Source organism: Pseudomonas sp. PA-5-4B (assembly GCF_021606215.1).
Lineage (GTDB): Bacteria > Pseudomonadota > Gammaproteobacteria > Pseudomonadales > Pseudomonadaceae > Aquipseudomonas > Aquipseudomonas edaphica.
Genome location: NZ_WKDB01000007.1, coordinates 18,247 through 38,564 on the forward strand (window position 1 = coordinate 18,247; position 20,318 = coordinate 38,564).

Consider the following 20,318-nt stretch of genomic DNA (forward strand, 5'->3'; position numbering starts at 1 on the left):
GACGACCATGAAGATTGCATTTATCGGCTTGGGCAACATGGGCGCGCCCATGGCCCGCAACCTGATCAAGGCTGGCCATGCGCTGAACCTGTTTGATTTGAACCAGACAGTGCTCAAAGAGTTGGCCGAACTGGGCGGCACCATCAGCGACTCGCCGCGTGATGCGGCCAGCGGCGCGGAGCTGGTGATTACCATGCTGCCGGCCGCTGCCCATGTGCGCAGCGTGTGGCTGAATGAAGATGGCGTGCTTGCTGGCATCGGCAAAGGCGTGCCGGCGGTGGATTGCAGCACCATCGACCCGCAAACCATTCGCGATGTGTCTGCCGCGGCGGCAAAACAAGGCGTGGTGGTGGCCGACGCACCCGTCTCCGGCGGCACGGGTGGCGCGCAAGCCGGGACGCTGACCTTCATGGTCGGCGCCACCCCGGAACTGTTCGCCACCCTGCAACCGGTGCTGGCGCAGATGGGCCGCAATATCGTGCATTGCGGCGATGTCGGCACCGGCCAGATCGCCAAGATCTGCAACAACCTGTTGCTCGGCATCAGCATGGTCGGCGTCAGCGAGGCCATGGCCCTGGGCGATGCGCTGGGCATCGACACGCAAGTGCTGGCCGGGATTATCAACAGCTCCACCGGGCGCTGCTGGAGTTCCGACACTTACAACCCATGGCCGGGCGTGATTGAAACTGCGCCGTCGTCCCGTGGCTATACCGGTGGTTTCGGCGCCGACCTGATGCTCAAGGACCTGGGGCTGGCTACCGAAGCCGCACGCCAGGCCAAGCAACCGGTGATCCTCGGCGCCGTGGCCCAGCAGTTGTATCAATCAATGAGTCAGCGTGGGGAAGGGGGTAAAGACTTCTCGGCGATCATCAACAGCTATCGCAAACCCAAGTAGGGGCGTTTCCGAGAGCCCGCGTCGGGCGGGCTCTCGGGTTTTTGCCGGTTACCACAGTGGCTTTTCGTAGCTGACGATCAAGCGTGTTTCGTCTATATCGCTTTCAAAGTTGGAGCGCATCATTGCGTTGCGTAAGCGGACTTTGACGTTTTTCAGGGTCGGATTCTGGAAGGCATAGCTCACATCGATATCCCGTTCCCACTCACGCCCGTCCGAACGGCCCGGCCCTCGGTCGACGTTGCTGCCCGATGCATAGCGCGTGAACATGGAAAGGCCGGGAACGCCCAGCGCGGTGAAGTCGTAGTCGTAGCGTACTTGCCAGGATTTTTCATCCTTATTGGCGAAGTCGCTGTACTGCAGAAAATTCACCAGTGTGGGATAGCTTCCTCTTACAGCTGCGTGGCCTGTGTTGCCTGACATGGTTTGGTAGGCACCACCCAATTTATGCGCCCCCCATGCGTAGGTCAGCATCGCACCCACTGCGGTGTTGTCGATGTTGGTTTGGCCGTTATCGAGAGAGCGCGTGTAACGCAATTCACTTTTCAGGCTTTGGTCCTCGGCAACTGCATAGGTATGTTGAAGGCTGCCCGCGTGCTGGGTGTAGAGGTTGTCCAGCGTGCTGTAGTAGTAGCTGGCGGTGAGTTGTTTGTTGACGGCGTAACTACCGCCTGCAAAGTCGAATGCATTCGATTGATTCTTCCCACGTACCACGATATTCCTGCGTGCGCCGGTGGCGACCGCCAACGCTTCATAGTTGGTTGAGTCGACCTGGTTGACGTGGGTAATTCTGCCCACGTCCAGCGTCAGGTCTTTGAGTTCCTGGGAGCGCAGGTGCGCGCCCTTGAAAAGCTGCGGCTGCAAGCGGCCGACGTTTTTTTCCAGTATCGGTAGCGCTGGTGGGGCCAGCGCACCGATTTTCAGCGTCGTTTGGGAAGCCCTGAATTTTGCCGTAAAAGCGGCTTCGCCATAGCTGTCTTCGGCTTTGCCGGATTGACGCACCGGCAATAAGCCGGAGCGGGTTCGGTCTGCACTTGAATCAAGCTTGAAGCCCGCTATGGCGAGGACATCGACGCCAACACCCACGGTGCCTTCGGTGTACCCGGACTCAATTTGCAACGCGAAACCTTGTGCCCATTCTTCGCGCTTGGACTGCGTGGCATTGGGCTCACGGTAGTCACGGTTGAAGTAAAAGTTCTTCAGCTCAAGCTTGCCGGTGCTGTCACTGATGAAGTCAGCGAGGGCAGAGGGTGCGAGAAAAACACAGATGTTTAACACACATACTTTGGTCAGGACGTTCAATTGGGCAGCCTGCGTGAGTGGGAAGACTCATCGCAGGGTGCTTTAAAGGGGCCGGACTCACGCTAGGGAAAAACTGAAGCAGGCCAAGGATTTATCTGATGCTGCTTATGCAAACACAAAATACTTACGCACGGTCTCGACCACTTCCCACGTGCCCTTCATGCCGGGTTCCACCACAAAGATATCCCCAGCGCGCAGGTGAATCGGCTCCAGGCCTTCTGGTGTGATCACGCAGTAGCCTTCCTGGAAGTGGCAATATTCCCACTTCACGTATTCCACGTACCACTTGCCTGGTGTGCAGATCCAGGTGCCCATGATCTTGCTGCCGTCTTCGCTGGTGTAGGCGTTGAGGTTGACGGTGTGCGGGTCGCCCTCGAGCTTTTCCCATTTGCAGGCATCCAGGACAGGTAGCGGGTGGGTGTCACGCAGTACGGTGATGGGCTTGGACATGATGGCTCCGAGGCTGGGAAGGGAAAGATGAACCCTAAGGCCTTGGGCGTTGTGTCAGTGGTCTGAACTCGACATCGGGATGCCCAGAAGCGCAGCCGAATGCGATCTCTCAGACGCTGTGCAGTCCATGTGGGAGCGGGCTTGCCCGCGATAGCGGAGTGTCAGGTACTGGAGATGCAGCTGTGCCGCCGTCATCGCGGGCAAGCCCGGCTCCCACAGGGAAAGGAGGCGCTCTTGAGTGATAGGTTTGTGCGGTAAAGCGCTATTTCTCCGCAGTAACTGCGAAAAATTTCCCGTGTTGCGCAGGAATTAGCAAGAAAATGCACGGCTGGCCCTCGTATCATTCACCCAAGAACGAGTGAGAGCCTTGCAATGAACCCAATAAAAACGTGGTGGGATATCAGCCCGCCCTTGAGCACGGCGACGCCGACCTGGCCGGGCGATACGCCGTTCCAGGAAGAGCGCGTGTGGCAGTTTGGCCCGGAGTGCCCGGTGAATGTGGGGCGCGTGACGTTTTCGCCGCACACTGGCGCCCATGTGGACGCGCCGCTGCATTACAGCGCCGACGGTGCGCCGATCGGCGAGGTGTCGCTGGATGTGTACATGGGCCCGTGCCGGGTGTTGCATTGCCTGGGCAGCGGCGCGCTGGTGCAGCCGCATCAGTTGCAAGGGCGTGTGGATAACTTGCCTGAGCGTGTGCTACTGCGCACTTATCCACAAGCACCGCTGACCGAGTGGGACTCGAACTTCACCGCCATCGCACCACAAACCATTGAGCTGCTCGCCAGCCTGGGCGTGCGTCTGATCGGTATCGACACACCGTCCCTGGACCCGCAACAGTCCAAGACCATGGATTCGCACAACGCCGTGGCCCGCCATGGCATGGCGATTCTCGAAGGCATCGTGCTTGATGATGTACCGGAGGGCGACTATGAGTTGATCGCGCTGCCGTTGCGTTTTGCCAACCTGGACGCCAGCCCCGTCCGTGCCATTCTCCGCCCGCTCAAGGAGCCCACGCGATGAGCCAGTGTCCCTTTTCACCTGATTACCAGCCGCCGGAAGAATGGCATAACGCCGAACTGAATTTTTCCGAGTCCATGAGCTACGGCGACTACCTGGACCTGGGCAAAGTCCTCAGCGCCCAGCACCCGCTGTCGCCCGATCACAACGAAATGCTCTTTATCATCCAGCACCAGACTTCAGAGCTGTGGATGAAACTGATGCTCCACGAACTCAAGGCCGCCCGCGAGCACGTGCGCCTGGGCGAGTTGCCGCCGGCATTCAAGATGCTGGCGCGAGTGTCACGGATCTTCGATCAACTGGTGCATGCCTGGGCCGTGCTGGCGACCATGACGCCGTCGGAGTACAAGGCGATTCGCCCGTTTCTGGGGCAGTCGTCGGGGTTCCAGTCGTTCCAGTACCGTGAGATCGAATTTATCCTTGGCAATAAAAGCGCAGCGCTGTTGCGGCCGCACGCGCATCGGCCAGAATTGTTGAACGAGTTGAAAGTGGCGATTGCCACGCCGTCGCTGTACGACGAGGCGATTAATCTGATGGTTAAAGCGGGTCTGGCGATTGACCCCAAACGCGCCGAACGCGACCCGACGGCGGCCACGGTTCATGATGAGTCGGTGGAGGCGGCGTGGCGCGAGGTGTATCGCGACCCGAGTCGGTATTGGGATTTGTATCAGTTGGCCGAGAAGTTTATCGACCTGGAAGACTCATTCCGCCAGTGGCGCTTTCGGCATGTGACTACGGTGGAGCGCATCATTGGCTTCCAGCCCGGCACCGGTGGCACCGAAGGCGTGGGTTACCTGCGCAAGATGCTCGACACGGTGCTGTTCCCCGAACTGTGGCGAGTGCGTTCCACGCTATAAAAAAAGCCCCGGAATTCCGGGGCTTTCTACATCTGGAATGCAATCAAATGTGGGAGCTGGCTTGCCTGCGATAGCGGTCTGTCAGCCAGCTCATCCACTGACTGACCCACCGCCATCGCGGGCAAGCCCGGCTCCCACAGGGATCACCGTGCGTTCACTACCGCGTTGCTTTTTCTAATCCGCAACCGGTAGGCAATGTAGATAATCCCCACCCAAACCGGCATCGCATACACCGAGTTGTTAATCCCCGGAATCGCCAGCATCACGCTGATGATCATCACCATGAACGCCAGGCACAGGTAGTTGCTGAACGGGAACCAGAAGGTCTTGAACGACGGCGTCACGCCTTGCTCGCCCATGGCCTTGCGGAACTTGATGTGGGTGAGGCTGATCAGTGCCCAGTTGATCATCAGCGAGGCAACCACCAGCGCAAACAGCAGTTCCAGCGCACTGTGCGGCGCGACGTAGTTGACCACCACGCACAGCATCGTCACCAGCGCCGAAATGGCCAGGGCGCGAATCGGCACGCCTTGTTTGTTGAGTTTCATCAGCGCTTTGGGCGCATCGCCTTGCTCGGCCAGGCCGAACAGCATGCGGCTGTTGCAGTACACGCCGCTGTTGTACACCGACAGCGCCGCGGTCAGCACCACGAAGTTGAGAATGTGCGCGGCGGTGTCGTTACCGATCAGCGAGAAGATCTGTACAAACGGGCTGCCGCTGTAGGCATCGCCCGACGCGCCGAGTGTTTGCAGCAGTTGGTCCCACGGGTACAGCGACAGCAGCACGGTCAGCGCGCCGACGTAGAAAATCAGGATGCGGTAGACCACCTGGTTGATCGCCTTGGGGATCACTTTGCGCGGCTCGCTGGCCTCGGCTGCGGTGATACCCACCAGCTCCAGGCCGCCGAACGAGAACATGATGAACGCCATCGACATCAACAGCCCCATGCCGCCATTGGGGAAGAACCCGCCGTGGCTCCACAGGTTGCTCACCGAGGCTTGCGGGCCACCGGTGCCGCTGAACAGCAGGTAACAACCGAGCACGATCATGCCGACAATCGCCACCACCTTGATGATCGCGAACCAGAACTCGGCTTCACCGAAGAACTTCACGTTGAGGGTGTTGATCAGGTTGACCGCGACAAAGAACACCAGCGCGCTGACCCAGGTCGGAATCTCCGGCCACCAGAACTGGATGTATTTGCCCACGGCTGTCAGTTCGGCCATGCCCACCAGCACGTAGAGCACCCAGTAGTTCCAGCCCGCGAGGAAACCTGCGTAACCGCCCCAGTATTTGTGGGCGAAGTGGCTGAAGGAGCCGGCCACCGGCTCTTCGACGATCATCTCGCCAAGCTGGCGCATGATCAGGAACGCGATGAAACCGGCAATCGCGTAGCCCAGGATCATGGACGGCCCCGCCGACTTGAGCACCCCGGCCGAGCCAAGGAACAACCCTGTGCCAATCGCCCCTCCCAAGGCGATCAGCTGAATGTGCCGGTTCTTCAGGCCACGCTTGAGGCCCACCGGGTTAACCATGTCATCCGCCATTAACATTCCCTTCTACTTGTTTTTCTTGAGGGTGAGTGCACGCCGCATCAGCCCCTCAGAACTGCTGAGGGTCAGATATTACTCTGCGTAAACTTTTCGTAATACAGCTGAACGCCATCAAGTGTCTGATCCGCCAGCCATTGTTGGATGGATTCGACCATTGGAGGGGGGCCGCATACGTACATATCGGCCGAACTGTCCCGCAATTCGGCCAGGTCGAAATGTTCGGTGAGGTAACCGCGTTTGCCAGGCCACTCGGGTGACGGGGCGCTGAGCACTTCGGTGTAGCGAAAGTCGGGGATTGTCGAGGTGTAGGCTTCGATGCGTTGTGCTTCGCACAAGTCCTCGGCCCCGCGCACGCCGTAATACAAGTGGACCGGCTGGTTGCAGCCGTTGGCAGCCAGCTCATCGAGCATACCCAGCAAGGCCGACAAGCCAGTGCCGCCGGCCACCAGTATCAGCGGCCGGGTGACATGCCTGAGGTAGAAGGCACCCAATGGCGCCTCCATCAGCACTTGATCACCGACCTGGCAGCGCTCGCGCAGGTAGTTGCTCATGACACCATCGGGCAGCAGGCGCACCAGAAACTGCAGTTGATTACCCGGCCGGTTGGCGAAGGAGTACGAACGCCAACTGTCGGTGCCGGGCACCGCCAGGCGGGCGTATTGGCCGGGCAGGAAGTCCAGCGGGTTGTCCAGGGTCACCTGCAAAATCGCGGTGCTGGCCGACACCTGCTGCACTTCGCTGACCTTGCCGCGCACGTGTACCGGCCCCGGCGCGTTGCACAGGCTCGAATCAAAATCGAAGTAGAACGTAGCGTCGGACTGCACCCGCGTCTGGCAACTGAGCATCTTCCGTTGCTTGAGGTCGAGGCTGGAGAGGGCTTCGTCGTCGACATAATCCTGGGTGTAATCGCCGGACTCGCAACGACCCTGGCAGGTGCCGCACACGCCTTCGCGGCAATCGAGCGGGATCTTGATGCCGTTGCGCAATGCCGCATCCAGCAGGATTTCATTCGCGCCTACCGGGAAAAACAGGGTCTTGCCGTCGGCAAAACTGAAGGCCACTTTGTGATTCATATGTTGTTCTCCGCGCGCATAACCTGTGGCGAGGGAGCTTGCTCCCGCTGCGCACTGGAGCGCCAGCCCGGTCAACCGGGAGCAAGCTCCCTCGCCACAGTGGGTGGGGTGTTGTATTAGAGGTGATAGAAATCCAGCACCGAGTTGATGGTGTCGTTGAGCAACAGTGCGTGCTTGCGGGTGATCAGCCAGCTGTCCCCATCCGGCTTGAGGTGGTAAGTGGCAGGCCCGTAAAACTGCTCTGAGGTGGCCAGGCGATAGAACAGCGTGTGCCAGTTCACCTTCACCTCCAGCGTGCCGTCTGCCTGCTCGGCGATCCGCACGTTATTGATCAAGTGCAAGGTGCGCGGCATCGGCGTGGCCGACGCCGCCTTGCCGGTGCGCAAACGGAACACGCGGTCTTCCAGGCCCGAACGGTTGGCGTAGTAGATCAGCGACATTTCGCGTTTGGGGTCGCGGGTGTACACGTGCTCCGAGTCCCATTGCGGCAAGTGAAACTCGCTCTGCGGGTCGAACAGCTGCACATAGGCGTCCCAGTCCTGGGCGTCGCACAGCTCGGATTTGCGGTAGAAGAATTGCTCGATCCGGTACTGCAATTGGGCATCCATCACTTCACCTCCCGCAGTGTCAGCGCTTGCTGGTCCAGGCCTTTGAGCAGAAATTGCTGCCAGTTGCGATGCTGGTTCACATACAGGCCTTCGTGGGTGAATTCGGTGCCGGTCATGGCCGGTTGAATGCCGATGGCTTTGCTGTTCGGCGTAGGGCCGGTTTCCCAGCGATGGCTGCCCCGTGAGATATCGCTCCAGCGTTCCAGGCGGCCCTGGAAACCGCGCTGGGCTTCGCGAAACTCCACCAGATCATCCGGCGTGCCCATGCCCGATACGTTGAAGAAATCCTCAAACTGGCGAATGCGGTTTTCGCGGTCGGCATCCGACTCGTTTTTCACGCCCAGGCACTGGCTGATGATCTCGGTCTTGTTCCACGCCACCGGGCGGATGATGCGCAGCTGCGAGCTGATCTGGTCGAGAAAGAACAGGCTCGGGTAGATGTTCAGGTTGCGCAGGCGGTGCATCATCCACTCGGCTTTCTGCTGGCCGTGTTCTTCCACCAGGCGCGGCATGATGGTGGCGTAGCCCGAGCGCACGCTGGGGTTGGGCATGTCGCTGAACAGCACGCTGTGGCCGTTGTTGAAGGCGAACCAGCCGTCATCGGTATTCGCGTCGCCGGCGCCGAGTTTGCTGTAGTCCAGTGTGCTGGCGGACGCGCTGCCGTTTTCGGTATTCACCTGCTGACGATGCTGCACCGTGGCCACGTAGTTGTAGTGCACGGTGCTGACGTGATAACCGTCCAGGCCGTTTTCGTTTTGCAGTTTCCAGTTGCCGTCGTAGGTGTAGGCGGATTTGCCCGGCAACACTTCCAGCTCACCGGTGGCCGACTGCGCGACCATCATGTCGAAGAACACTTTGGCGTCACCGAGGAAGTCTTCCAGGCTGTCGGTGCCTTGCACGTTGAGGCTGATGAACACAAAGCCCTTGTAGCTTTCGATACGGGCTTTTTTCAGGCCGCGTGTGGCTTTGTCGAAACCTTCCGGGTACTCGCCCGGCGCCTTGACCTTCACCAGCCGGCCGTCGCTCTTGTAGCACCAGGCGTGGAACGGGCAGGTAAAGGTCGATTGGTTGCCCTTGCCGACGCGGGTCAGTGTGGTGCCACGATGCTGGCAAGCGTTGATCAGCGCATTGAGTTGGCCTTCGCCGTCGCGGGTGATGATCATCGGCTGGCGCCCGGCGCGCATGGTCACGAAGTCGTGGTTATTGGCCAGTTCACTTTCGTGGCAGGCGTAGATCCAGTTTTTTTCGAAGATCAGTTCCATCTCCAGGTCGAACAGTTCGGGCTCGGTGAACATGTCGCGGGCGATGCGAAACACTTCATCCACCGGCCGAAAGTCCAGGCAACCTTCGATAAACGTTTTCCACTGCTCGACGCTTCTTGCACCACTCATGGGAGGCACCTTTTTTGATAGGGGCTAATCGGTGGGTTATTAGAGGCAGTGGGGCAGGGCGCGGGCTATCCGCTTAATGGGTGAAGGCAGGCCGCAAAATTGGGCAGCAAATACCCAGTTCAGTGCGCCCAGGTGACGCCATGCGCTACTGTCATACCAAAGGAAGGTCGCAAATGCCTGCGGCTTATCCACATAGTCGACGCTTGCTATCCACCCGGTTGCATTCAGGCGGGCGTGGCGTAGAACTTGCTGTCGATTGCCAACGACGCGCCGCCAGAGCGCGCAACCGCCTAACCGCCGTGGGTGCACCCTGATGAGTAGCCATACACGCGAGATCCATATTCAACGCTTCGACCTGGAGGGCGCCTGCAGCTGGATGTCCGGCATCTGCGGGCCGCACCGCCTGGCGACAAGCACGCCCGAGCGCCTGCGTTTTCACCACAGCGCCAATGTGTTCAAGTCCCGCGCCACCACCTTGGGCGTGATCGAGTACGGCACCGATGTGACCATTGATATCGAAGACGCCGAGCACTTCAGCAGCTACAGCCTGAGCCTGCCGTTGGTGGGCGAGCAGGAATTGAGCAAGAACGGCGAGCGCCTGAGTTCCAACCGTGACCAAGGCGTGATTTTGTCGCCTAACGAGCATCAGGTGCTGGCGATTTCCGGTGATTGTCGCAAGTTGCAGGTGGTGATTACGCGGGCGGCGATGAGTGAGTCGCTGGAAGGGTTGCTGCAACGGCCGATTGAAGCGCCACTGCGGTTTGAGTCGGTGATGGATGCGGTGGACGGTGCTTCGGCATCGTGGTGGCGCATGGCGCGCTACTTTATTGCGGAGCTTGAGTGCAGCAGCGAGTTGTATGAGCAGGCGGCGTTTACGCGGGATCTGGAAAGCTCGTTGATCAAGGGTTTGATCCTGGCCCAGCCGAACAACTATTCAGAAGAATTGCGCGACGTGCTCGGCGTGAAGCTGCCGCATTACCTGATTCGGGCGCGGCAATACATCCACGACAACGCCCGCGAGGCGATCCATTTGGAAGACCTGGAAGCGGCTGCGGGTGTGTCGCGGTTCAAGCTGTTCGATGCGTTTCGTAAATACTTTGCACTGTCGCCGATGGCGTATTTGAAGAAGTACCGACTGGGTGTCGTGCGCCAGGAAATCCTCGAGCATGGTTCAATCCGCACCATCTCCGAGATCGCGCTGGGCTGGGGCTTTACCCACTTGGGACGGTTTTCGGCGGAGTACCGCAAACTCTTCGATGAATCCCCCAGCCAGACCCTGCAGCGCAAACGCCTGCGCAGTCTCTGAACTGTATGAAGATCAAACTGTGGGAGCTGGCTTGCCTGCGATAGCGGTGGACCCGTTGGCATCCTGGTTAACTGACCCACCGCTATCGCAGGCAAGCCAGCTCCCACAGGGGAATTGCGGTGTTTGGAGGGTTTCAGATCAACTCCTCAACCAACTGCAAACAATGACTCAGCCCTGGCGACTGATCATTCACTCGCCTGCTCAGGATAATCGGCGAGGTCGCAGTGGCTTCCACAATCGGCGTGTAGCCGATATCCGCCCGGTGCAACACCTGCACCGAGGCCGGCACCAGCGTCACGCCCATTCCCGCGCCCACCAGCCCGATGGCCGTCTGCAACTCGTTGGTCCACTGCACCACCTTGAGGCTCAAGCCATGGGCGTCGAACAGCGCGATCACATGGTCGGCATAGCTGGGGCGCGGGTTGCCGGGGTAGAGCACAAACGGCTCTGCGGCCAATTGCGCGAGGGTGGCGGGCGCGCCCAGCAGCGAGTGGCCGGCGGGCAATACGGCCACCAGTCGATCTTCCACCAGCACGCGCTGGACGATGGCCGGGTCGTCGATGCGAATGCGCCCGAAACCCACATCAATGCGCCCGGCCTTGAGCGCCTCGACTTGCTGCAGGGTGGTCATCTCCGACAAGCCCAATTCCAGCTCCAGCGCCTCATGGTTGCGCAGCCGCCGTATCAACTCCGGCAGCACGCCATACAGGGTCGATGGCGCAAAGCCGATGCCCAGCCAGGTCTTTTCGCCCTGGCCGATGCGCCGCGTGGTATCGCAAACCTTGGCCAGTTGTTCCAGCAGCACATTGGCGTGCTCATAGAAAAATCGCCCGGCTTCGGTCAGCCGCAACGGGCGGCCGCGTTCCAGCAACATCACGCCCAGTTCATCTTCCAGTTGCTGGATCTGCCGGCTCAATGGCGGCTGGGCGATGTGCAGGCGTTCGGCCGCGCGGGTGAAGTTGAGGGTTTCACCCAGCACCTGGAAATAGCGAAGATGACGCAGTTCCATGACGGTTCCTTTTATACCTTGAGGGTATCGTGCGAGACCCATTCTATATTGGAAGCCTTTAAAGATACGGCACAGAATCGGCTCAAATCTATAAAGAACCCAACGGGTATAGCCATGCCGATTTGCGCCATCGAGTCGATCGAGACCATCATCGTCGACCTTCCCACCATTCGCCCGCACAAGTTGGCGATGCACACCATGCAAAACCAGACGTTGGTGATCATCCGCCTGCGCTGCGCCGACGGCATTGAAGGCATCGGCGAGTCCACCACCATCGGCGGTTTGAGCTATGGCAACGAAAGCCCGGACAGCATCAAGGTCAACATTGACCGTCACTTCGCGCCGCTGCTGATTGGCCAGGACGCGAGCAATATCAACGCCGCCATGTTGCGCCTGGAGCGCAGCATTCGCGGCAATACCTTTGCCAAATCCGGCATCGAAAGCGCCTTGCTCGATGCACTGGGCAAACGCCTGAACCTGCCGGTGAGCGAACTGCTCGGCGGGCGTGTACGTGACGCCTTGCCGGTGGCCTGGACCTTGGCCAGCGGCAACACCGAACAGGACATCGCCGAGGCCGAAAAGATGCTCGACCTGCGCCGTCATCGCCTCTTCAAGTTGAAGATCGGCGCTGGAGAGGTCGATCGCGACCTGGCCCATGTGATCGCGATCAAAAAAGCCCTGGGCGAGCGTGCCAGTGTGCGTGTCGACGTCAACCAGGCCTGGGACGAAGCCGTGGCCCTGCGCGCCTGCAAGGTGCTGGGCGATAACGGCATTGACCTGATCGAGCAGCCGATTTCGCGCAATAACCGTGGCGGCATGGCCCGGCTCAACCTGTCGAGCCCGGCGCCGATCATGGCCGATGAATCCATTGAATGTGTCGAAGACGCCTTCAACCTGGCCCGCGAAGGCGCGGCTTCGGTGTTCGCGCTCAAGATAGCCAAAAACGGCGGCCCACGGGCGGTGTTGCGCACCGCCGCGATTGCCGAGGCGGCGGGCATCGGCTTGTACGGCGGCACCATGCTCGAAGGCGGCATCGGCACATTGGCGTCGGCGCATGCCTTTCTCACGCTGAACACGCTGGTGTGGGGCACCGAACTGTTCGGCCCACTGCTGCTCACCGAAGACATTCTCACCGAACCGCCGGTTTACCGCGATTTCGAGCTGCATGTCTCCACCGCACCGGGCCTGGGCCTGGCCATTGATGAAGAACGCTTGGCGTTCTTGCGTCGTGACAAACACTAAGAGGCGCCTGCCATGTTGTTCCACGTAAAAATGACCGTGAACCTGCCGCTGGACATGAACCCCGAGCGCGCCGCCACCCTCAAGGCCGAGGAGAAAGCCCTGGCGCAGCGCCTGCAACAGGAGGGCAAATGGCGCCACTTGTGGCGAATCGCCGGGCACTACGCCAACTACAGCGTGTTCGACGTCGACAGCGTGCAAGACCTGCACGACCTGCTGATGCAACTGCCGCTTTTTCCCTACATGGCCATCGAAGTGAACGCCCTGTGCCGACACCCTTCGTCGATCCATGAGGACGACCGTTGAGCCTGTTTTGCACCCAATAATTACAAGATGAGGATTGCACCATGTCCATCCGACTGTCCCAGACTGCCCATGCCCAGGCGTTTCTCGAAGAAGCCAGCGGCAACCATAACGACGGCGGCAACCCGCGCGCCAAGGCGCTGATCTACCGGATCCTGCGCGATACGGTAAACATCATCGAAGACCTGGAAGTGACCCCGGAAGAGTTCTGGAAGGCGGTCAATTACCTCAATGAATTGGGTAAAAATCAGGAGGCGGGTTTGCTGGCTGCCGGCTTGGGCCTGGAGCATTACCTGGACTTGCTGATGGACGCTGCGGACGAAGAGGCCGGCAAATCCGGCGGTACGCCACGCACCATCGAAGGCCCGCTGTACGTGGCCGGCGCGCCGCTGAGCCAATACGAAGCGCGGCTGGACGATGGCAAGGACGACGCAGTGCCGCTGTTTATGCGCGGGCAAGTGCGCGACACCGACGGCAAGCCGTTGGCGGGTGCGATTGTGGATGTGTGGCAGGCCAACACGGGTGGCACCTATTCGTGGTTTGACCCAACGCAATCGGAGTTCAACCTGCGTCGGCGCATTGAGACCGATGCCCAGGGCAACTATCGTTTTCGTAGCATCGTGCCGTCCGGTTATGGCTGCCCGCCGACCGGGCCGACTCAACAACTGCTCGACCAGTTGGGTCGCCACGGGCAGCGGCCGGCGCATATTCACTTCTTCATCTCGGCGCCGGGGCACCGGCACCTGACCACGCAGATCAACCTGTCGGACGACCCGTACCTGCATGATGATTTTGCCTACGCGACGCGCGATGAGTTGATCGCCGAGATTCGCTTTAGTGACGATCAGCAATTGGCGCGCGAGTTTGGGGTGCAAGGGCGGTTTGCGCAGATTGATTTTGACTTTGAGTTGCAGTCGTCTGCTGCGCCGCAAGAGCAGCAACGTATGCAGCGCGTTCGTGCCCTCGAAGACTGATTAAACGCGGTCAAAAAAATGTGGGAGCTGGCTTGCCTGCGATAGCAATGGTGAATGCACCACCGCTATCGCAGGCAAGCCAGCTCCCACAGGTTTTGTAGTGTTGCGGTTATTTGCGCACCACCAGATCCAACACCTCATCCCGGTCCTTGATCTTCTGCAACACAATCTCCGAACGAATATCCATCACCCCGGCCGTGCGGTTCAGGTGGTTCACGATAAAGTCGGAAAAGTGCTTGAGGTTGCGCGCCTGCACACGCAACACATAGTTGCTTGCACCCGTAATTACATAGGCACTGGCCACCTCCGGCCAGCCTTGCACCTTCTTGATAAACGTCTCGTGCCAGTCCTCCACATCCTGGCGCAACGACAGGTGCACGATGGCCTCAAGCTCAATCCCCAGCTGCTCGGCATTCAACACGGCGCGGTAGCCGCTGATGATTCCTTCGCTCTCCAGCAGGCGCAAACGGCGCAGGCAGGCGGAGGGCGAGAGGGCGACTTTTTCCGCCAGTTCCTGGTTGCTGATGCGGCCATCCTGTTGCAAAAAATGCAGGAGGCGCAGGTCGGTGGCGTCGAGAATCATGGTTAGAATAAATCCGCGTATTTGGGGGTTAAATTCGAATTTCCTACAGCTTAATTAGCCTGTTACCCACCACTTTGCACGAAAATTCTCTAAAACTTCGTTCATTATTTGGTCCATCTTTACTTATAAAAAATCAGGACAACCCATGACCACCCGAAGCCACTGCCAAGCCCTCGATGCCCAGGACCCGCTGGCGCCACTGCGTCAGCAGTTTGCCTTGCCTGCGGGCGTGATCTACCTCGATGGCAACTCTCTGGGCGCCCGCCCGGTGGCGGCGATGGCGCGCGCCCAGCAGGTGATTGCCGAGGAGTGGGGCGATGGCTTGATTCGCAGCTGGAACAGCGCCGGTTGGGCGGATTTGTCCCAACGCCTGGGCAACCGCCTGGCGCCGCTGATCGGCGCGCGTGACGGTGAAGTGGTGATTACCGATACCACCTCGATCAACCTGTTCAAGGTGCTCAGCGCTGCCTTGAGCGTGCAGCGCCAACGCGAGCCTGCGCGCAAGGTGATTGTCAGCGAGGCGAGTAACTTTCCCACCGATTTGTACATCGCCGAAGGCCTGACCGAGTTGTTGCAACAGGGCTATTCCCTGCGGTTGGTCAACAGCCCGGACGAGCTGCCCCAAGCCATCGACCAGGACGTGGCGGTGGTGATGCTTACCCACGTCAATTACAAGACCGGCTACATGTACGACATGCAGGCGCTCACCGCCTTGAGCCACGAATGTGGCGCGCTGAGCATCTGGGACTTGGCGCATTCGGCGGGCGCGGTGCCCATCGACCTGAACAAGGCCGGTGCCGATTATGCGATTGGCTGCACCTACAAATACCTGAATGGCGGGCCGGGCTCGCAGGCGTTTGTGTGGGTCAACCCAGCGTTGGTGGATGTGGTGCGCCAGCCGCTATCGGGTTGGTTTGGCCACACGCGCCAGTTCGCCATGGAAGCTCACTACGCGCCAAGCGTCGGTATCGCGCGCTACCTGTGCGGCACACAACCGATCACGTCGTTGGCAATGGTCGAATGCGGCCTGGAGATTTTTGCCCAGACCGACATGGCCAGCCTGCGCAGCAAATCCCTGGCCTTGACCGACCTGTTTATCGCGCTGGTCGAAGCCCGTTGCGCCGCCCACGGCCTGGAGCTGATTACGCCGCGTGAGCATGCCCGGCGCGGAAGCCACGTGAGTTTCGAACACCCTGAAGGTTATGCGGTGATCCAGGCCTTGATCGCCCGTGGCGTGATCGGCGATTACCGCGAGCCGCGCATCATGCGCTTTGGGTTTACGCCGTTGTACACAAGCTTTACCGAGGTATTTGATGCTGTAGAGATTCTGGGCGAAATCCTCGATAACTCCACTTGGGACCAGCCGCAATTCAAAGTGCGCAACAGCGTCACTTAAGGACAACACCTATCAACTGTGGGAGCTGGCTTGCCTGCGATAGCAATAGTGAATGCACCACCGCCATCGCAGGCAAGCCAGCTCCCACAAGGTTCAGCGCCAGCCATAACAATCACAATAATAAAGGGGCACACCACGTGACCACGCCAGACAACGGCTTTGCAGAGATCACCCATCGCGAACTGGGCCTGAGGCGCCAGCTCACTTCCGGCCAGATGAGCATGATCGCCATCGGTGGCGCCATCGGCACGGGGCTGTTCATGGGCAGCGCCTACGCCATCGGTTATGCCGGGCCGAGTGTGCTGGTGAGTTACGCCATCGGTGCGTTGATCACCTTGCTGTTGATGGGCTGCCTGGCGGAGATGACCGTGGCGCACTCCACCTCGGGCTCGTTCGGTGCCTACGCCGAGTTCTACATCAGCCCGCTGGCCGGCTTTCTGGTGCGTTATGCCTACTGGGCGGCGATTGTGCTGGCAGTGGGCGCCGAGGTCACGGCGGTGGCGATGTACATGAAGTACTGGTTCGCCAACGTGCCGGAGTGGGTGTGGATCGTGTCGTTTTCCAGTGTGCTGATCCTGCTCAATGCCATCAGCGTAAAGACCTTCGGCAACTTCGAATACTGGTTCTCGACCATCAAGATCACCGCAATCGTCGGCTTCATCATCCTCGCGGTGTACGTGGTGTTCGGCTCCGGTAATCCTGATTATGGCGTGCAGAACTACACGGCCCACGACGGGTTTTTCCCCCATGGGCTGAGCGGCATGTGGATCGCAGTGATCGTGTCGATCTTCAGCTATCTGAGCGTAGAAATGATCGCCGTGGCCGCCGGTGAAGCCGCCGACCCGGAGCAGGCGGTGAAGAAGGCCTTTCGCGCCACCATCGTGCGGTTGGTGGTGTTCTACCTGCTGACCCTGGCATTGATGCTCGCCATCGTGCCGTGGAACCAGGCCGGCCAGACCCAGAGCCCGTTTGTTACGGTAATGCAGACCATTGGTATTCCCGGTGCCACCGGGGTGATGAATTTCGTGATCCTGATCGCCGCGTTGTCGGCGATGAACAGCCAGCTCTATATCACCACACGCATGATGTTCAGCCTGTCGCGTGCAGGTTTTGCGCCCAAGTCCATGGGCGCCTTGAGCAAGAGCGGCATTCCGCTGAACGCGTTGCTGCTGTCCAGCTCCGGCATTGCCCTGGCGACCTTGTTGAACGTGGTGTACCCGGAAAGCTCGTTCACCTTGATGATGGCGATTTCGATGTTTGGCGCGATCTTCACCTGGTTCATGATCTTCCTCACGCACCTGTTTTTTCGCCGTTATCGCAAGCGTCATGGCGGGCCGAAGCTGTCGTTCCAGCTGCGCCTGTTTCCCTACAGCACACTGCTGGGCCTGGTGCTGATGGGGGCGGTGATGATCACCACGTACTTCACCGAGGCCTTCAAGATGACGCTGGTGTTTGGCGTGCCATTCCTGATGATCCTGTCGGCGGTGTATTACGGGTTTTTCCGCAAGGGCAGGGCCAGGGCGTCGAACAAGGCTTTGGCGTAACCGGGCAATTGCTCGAAGGAGCGGGCGCATAACAGTAGTTTGCGACAGGCCCAGTCTTCGCTTAATGGCTGGGCTTTAATGCGCTTTTCTGTCGGCCAACGTTCCAATGCGGCCTGGGGCACGATGCCCAGGCCGGCGCCGCCGGCGACCATGCGGATCAACCCATCAAAACCCTCGGCGCGAATGCGTGTTTGCAGGCGAAAGCCTGCGTGCAAGGCCTGTTCTTCCAGGTATACCGAAAGCGCGCTGCTGGCGGTCAGGCCTACATAATCGTATTGCAGGCTGTCGATGAAATTCGCCGTCGCCAACGGATGATCGAGGGGCATGATCAGCACCAGTGGGTCATCGCGAAACGGCAGGGTCTGCAAGCCGTGGGTGTCCACCGCATCGGAGATAATCCCCAGGTCTGCTGTGCCCTGGCGCAAGGCTTGGGTAATGCGCAGGCTGGGCAACTCCTGCAAGTCGATATCGAGGTTGGGATGTTGGCGCAAAAAATCCGCCAGCAGTTCCGGCAGGTATTCGCTCAGGGCGGTGGTGTTGCACAGCAGGCGCACCTGGCCTTTGATGCCCTGGGCGTATTCGGCCAGGTCCTGTTGCAGGTGCTCGGCCTGTTGCAACAGCAGGCGGGCGTGGCGGGCCAGGGCTTTGCCGGCGGGTGTTGGGGTGACGCCACGGCGGCCACGTTCAAGAAACTCGATGCCCAATGACGCTTCCATCGCACGGATACGCGCGCTGGCGGCGGCCAGGGACAAATGGCTTCGGGCGGCGCCGGCAGTGATGTTGCCGGTGTCGAGGGTGTGCAGGTAGAGGCGCAGGTCGATCAGGTCAAAGTGCATGGCTGAGGTTTCTCGAGTGACTTCACTGGCCTTGTCGCAGGCAAGCCAGCTCCCACCTTTTGCTTTGTGAACACAGTCCAATGTGGGAGCTGGCTTGCCTGCGATAGCTATTTAAGCCTCATGCAAAACAAGAGGCTACCTCAGTATATGGCGAATTTTCGACCTCAACGAAATCCTGCAAAATCGCCCCATGACTACCTTCCTCGCGTTCTACCAAAACCTCGGCCCGGCCTTGACCCTGCTGGTGATCGGCACCTTCCTGCTGGCCGGCACCGTCAAGGGCGTGATCGGCCTGGGCCTGCCCACCGTCGCCATGGGTATGCTCGGCCTGGCTATGCTCCCGGCGCAGGCTGCGGCCTTGCTGATCATTCCATCCACAGTCACCAACCTCTGGCAACTGGCGTTCGGTGGCCACTTGAGCGCCTTGCTCAAGCGCCTGTGGCCAATGCTGCTGCTGATTTTTCTCGGCACCGGGCTTGGCACGTTGTGGCTGGGCACGGACGGCGGGCATTGGGTGGTTCGCGCGCTGGGTGGCGCCTTGCTGGTGTATGCGTTAAGTGGCTTGTTTTTGCCGACCTTCAAGGTGAAACCTAAAACCGAGCGCTGGCTTGGCCCGTTGTGCGGTCTGGTCACCGGCCTTATCACTTCGGCGACGGGCGTGTTCGTGATTCCGGCCGTGCCCTATCTGCAAGCCCTGGGTTTGAACCGCGATCAATTGGTGCAGGCGCTGGGGCTGGCGTTCACCGCTTCCACGTTGGCGTTGGCCGCAGCGCTGACCTGGCGTGGCACCCTGGGCGGTGGCGAAGTCAGCGCCTCGCTGTTGGCGCTGATACCCGCGTTGTTGGGGATGTGGCTGGGCCAGGTGTTGCGCCAGCGCATCAGCGCGGTGCTGTTCAAACGGGTGTTTTTCGTCGGCATGGCGCTGTTGGGGGGCCATCTACTGATCAGCGGCTGAGTGGCTGTTCACGGTGTAAGCTGTCGCGAACCGATTGAGAGGACACCCCGTGAAAGCCCGATCCGATGAGCTACAGATCTTCGTCAGCGTGATTGAGTGCGGCTCGATTTCGGCAGCCGCGGAGCAGGTCGGGCAGACGCCGTCGGCGGTCAGCCGCACCTTGTCGCGCCTGGAAGCCAAGCTCGACACCACGCTGATCAACCGCACCACGCGGCGCATGGACCTGACCGAGGAGGGCAAGTACTTTTTCGAACAGGCCAAGCTGATCCTGGCGCAGATGGACGAGCTGGAAGAGCGCCTGTCGTCGCGCCAGAAGAACCCCGCCGGGCGCCTGCGCATCAATGCGGCCGTGCCGTTCATGCTGCATGGGATCGTGCCCTACATTGCCGAGTTTCGCAGCCTCTACCCGGATATCCAGCTGGAGCTGAACAGTGACGACCTGATCATCGACCTGCTGGAGCAAAGCACCGACATTGCTATCCGCATCGGTGCCCTGGCCGACTCGACCCTGCATGCGCGCTCGTTGGGTTGCACGCCGCTGCATATCCTCGCCAGCCCCGACTACCTCAAGCAGTTCGGCACGCCGAAGACGGTGGCCGAGTTGGCCGACCATACGCTGCTGGGCTTCACCCAGACCGAAACCCTCAACCACTGGCCGTTGCGCCACGTGGAAGGCGACCGCTGGCTGATCCAGCCAAGCATTGCCGCCTCCAGCGGCGAAACCGTGCGCCAGCTGGCGCTGGAAGGCCAGGGCATTTGCTGCCTGTCGAACTTCATGACCAACGCCGACATCGATGCCGGGCGCCTGGTGCCGGTGCTGGAAGCCTTCAACAGCGGCTATCGCCAGCCGATCCACGCGGTGTTCTACCGTAACTCGCAGTTGGCGCTGCGCATCCAGTGCTTCCTGGACTTCATTCAAACCAAGCTTGCGCGGTATGCCTGCTGATTCGTGACCTGTGCGCAAGATTGAATTGGGCAGCATGGGCTTATTCGGCAGGAATGAGTCCTTGATACTGGGCCTATCACT

The 20,318-nt window shown here is 60.0% G+C and carries 20 protein-coding genes; 11 read left to right on the plus strand and 9 right to left on the minus strand.

What is annotated here, in order from left to right:
• Window positions 1–7: 7 nt before the first annotated feature.
• Complete coding sequence (mmsB, locus tag GIW28_RS05475) at window positions 8–895, plus strand: 3-hydroxyisobutyrate dehydrogenase (RefSeq protein ID WP_169988469.1); 888 nt, start codon at window positions 8–10, stop codon at window positions 893–895.
• A 48-nt stretch (window positions 896–943) separates the two neighbouring features.
• Here mmsB and GIW28_RS05480 read toward each other — a convergent pair whose 3' ends face one another.
• Together GIW28_RS05480 and GIW28_RS05485 are read right to left on the minus strand one after the other, a co-directional pair.
• On the minus strand, window positions 944–2,194 hold the full coding sequence (locus GIW28_RS05480; protein ID WP_236447451.1) for an OprD family porin: 1,251 nt from the start codon (window positions 2,192–2,194) through the stop codon (window positions 944–946).
• Between the two features lie 105 nt (window positions 2,195–2,299).
• Window positions 2,300–2,644 carry a cupin domain-containing protein gene (locus GIW28_RS05485; RefSeq protein ID WP_010566207.1) on the minus strand — a complete coding sequence of 115 codons (345 nt, stop codon included), beginning with the start codon at window positions 2,642–2,644 and terminating at the stop codon, window positions 2,300–2,302.
• A gap of 372 nt (window positions 2,645–3,016) precedes the next feature.
• Here GIW28_RS05485 and kynB point away from each other — a divergent pair, with 372 nt between their 5' ends.
• A complete protein-coding gene (gene kynB, locus GIW28_RS05490; protein ID WP_017137969.1) occupies window positions 3,017–3,667 on the plus strand; it encodes an arylformamidase in 651 nt (216 codons plus the stop codon).
• Window positions 3,664–4,521 (plus strand): tryptophan 2,3-dioxygenase, encoded by an 858-nt coding sequence (gene kynA / locus GIW28_RS05495; protein WP_017137968.1) that lies wholly within the window; start codon window positions 3,664–3,666, stop codon window positions 4,519–4,521. Before kynB ends, kynA begins: the two co-directional genes overlap by 4 nt.
• Window positions 4,522–4,664: 143 nt before the next feature.
• Here the strand turns inward: kynA and GIW28_RS05500 are convergent, their stop codons facing one another.
• The 4 genes from GIW28_RS05500 to antA all read right to left on the minus strand — a co-directional run bounded on the left by GIW28_RS05500 (window position 4,665) and on the right by antA (window position 9,146).
• Entirely contained in the window at window positions 4,665–6,068 is a 1,404-nt protein-coding gene (locus GIW28_RS05500; RefSeq protein WP_017137967.1) for an amino acid permease, read from the minus strand.
• A 71-nt stretch (window positions 6,069–6,139) separates the two neighbouring features.
• Entirely contained in the window at window positions 6,140–7,147 is a 1,008-nt protein-coding gene (antC, locus tag GIW28_RS05505; protein ID WP_169988467.1) for an anthranilate 1,2-dioxygenase electron transfer component AntC, read from the minus strand.
• A gap of 116 nt (window positions 7,148–7,263) precedes the next feature.
• A complete protein-coding gene (antB, locus tag GIW28_RS05510; protein WP_236447452.1) occupies window positions 7,264–7,755 on the minus strand; it encodes an anthranilate 1,2-dioxygenase small subunit in 492 nt (163 codons plus the stop codon).
• Window positions 7,755–9,146 carry an anthranilate 1,2-dioxygenase large subunit gene (gene antA / locus GIW28_RS05515; RefSeq protein WP_170040483.1) on the minus strand — a complete coding sequence of 464 codons (1,392 nt, stop codon included), beginning with the start codon at window positions 9,144–9,146 and terminating at the stop codon, window positions 7,755–7,757. Before antA ends, antB begins: the two co-directional genes overlap by 1 nt.
• A 313-nt stretch (window positions 9,147–9,459) precedes the next feature.
• On the opposite strand from antA, the gene GIW28_RS05520 reads away from it, so the two are divergent.
• Complete coding sequence (locus GIW28_RS05520) at window positions 9,460–10,452, plus strand: AraC family transcriptional regulator (RefSeq protein WP_017137963.1); 993 nt, start codon at window positions 9,460–9,462, stop codon at window positions 10,450–10,452.
• A 133-nt stretch (window positions 10,453–10,585) separates the two neighbouring features.
• Here GIW28_RS05520 and GIW28_RS05525 read toward each other — a convergent pair whose 3' ends face one another.
• Window positions 10,586–11,461 (minus strand): LysR family transcriptional regulator, encoded by an 876-nt coding sequence (locus GIW28_RS05525; RefSeq protein WP_017137962.1) that lies wholly within the window; start codon window positions 11,459–11,461, stop codon window positions 10,586–10,588.
• Between the two features lie 114 nt (window positions 11,462–11,575).
• Here GIW28_RS05525 and GIW28_RS05530 point away from each other — a divergent pair, with 114 nt between their 5' ends.
• Genes GIW28_RS05530 through catA form a run of 3 tightly spaced genes read left to right on the plus strand, consistent with a single transcriptional unit; the run spans window position 11,576 to window position 13,977 of the window.
• Window positions 11,576–12,703, plus strand: a complete 1,128-nt coding sequence (locus GIW28_RS05530) for a muconate cycloisomerase family protein (protein WP_236447453.1) — start codon at window positions 11,576–11,578, stop codon at window positions 12,701–12,703.
• Between the two features lie 12 nt (window positions 12,704–12,715).
• Window positions 12,716–13,006, plus strand: coding sequence for a muconolactone Delta-isomerase (catC, locus tag GIW28_RS05535; RefSeq protein ID WP_017137960.1), 291 nt, complete (start codon window positions 12,716–12,718; stop codon window positions 13,004–13,006).
• Window positions 13,007–13,047: 41 nt separating this feature from the next.
• Window positions 13,048–13,977 carry a catechol 1,2-dioxygenase gene (catA, locus tag GIW28_RS05540; RefSeq protein ID WP_236447454.1) on the plus strand — a complete coding sequence of 310 codons (930 nt, stop codon included), beginning with the start codon at window positions 13,048–13,050 and terminating at the stop codon, window positions 13,975–13,977.
• Between the two features lie 109 nt (window positions 13,978–14,086).
• Here catA and GIW28_RS05545 read toward each other — a convergent pair whose 3' ends face one another.
• Window positions 14,087–14,560 (minus strand): Lrp/AsnC family transcriptional regulator, encoded by a 474-nt coding sequence (locus GIW28_RS05545; RefSeq protein WP_003176072.1) that lies wholly within the window; start codon window positions 14,558–14,560, stop codon window positions 14,087–14,089.
• 145 nt (window positions 14,561–14,705) lie between these two features.
• On the opposite strand from GIW28_RS05545, the gene kynU reads away from it, so the two are divergent.
• Entirely contained in the window at window positions 14,706–15,956 is a 1,251-nt protein-coding gene (kynU, locus tag GIW28_RS05550) for a kynureninase (RefSeq protein WP_236447455.1), read from the plus strand.
• A 137-nt stretch (window positions 15,957–16,093) separates the two neighbouring features.
• Window positions 16,094–17,500 (plus strand): amino acid permease, encoded by a 1,407-nt coding sequence (locus GIW28_RS05555; protein WP_017137956.1) that lies wholly within the window; start codon window positions 16,094–16,096, stop codon window positions 17,498–17,500.
• On the opposite strand, the gene GIW28_RS05560 is transcribed toward GIW28_RS05555, so the two are convergent.
• Window positions 17,446–18,336 carry a LysR substrate-binding domain-containing protein gene (locus GIW28_RS05560; protein WP_099549430.1) on the minus strand — a complete coding sequence of 297 codons (891 nt, stop codon included), beginning with the start codon at window positions 18,334–18,336 and terminating at the stop codon, window positions 17,446–17,448. The genes GIW28_RS05555 and GIW28_RS05560 overlap by 55 nt on opposite strands.
• A gap of 190 nt (window positions 18,337–18,526) precedes the next feature.
• Here GIW28_RS05560 and GIW28_RS05565 point away from each other — a divergent pair, with 190 nt between their 5' ends.
• Together GIW28_RS05565 and GIW28_RS05570 are read left to right on the plus strand one after the other, a co-directional pair.
• A complete protein-coding gene (locus GIW28_RS05565) occupies window positions 18,527–19,291 on the plus strand; it encodes a sulfite exporter TauE/SafE family protein (RefSeq protein WP_017137954.1) in 765 nt (254 codons plus the stop codon).
• Between the two features lie 49 nt (window positions 19,292–19,340).
• On the plus strand, window positions 19,341–20,237 hold the full coding sequence (locus tag GIW28_RS05570) for a LysR family transcriptional regulator (protein WP_169988453.1): 897 nt from the start codon (window positions 19,341–19,343) through the stop codon (window positions 20,235–20,237).
• Window positions 20,238–20,318: the final 81 nt, after the last annotated feature.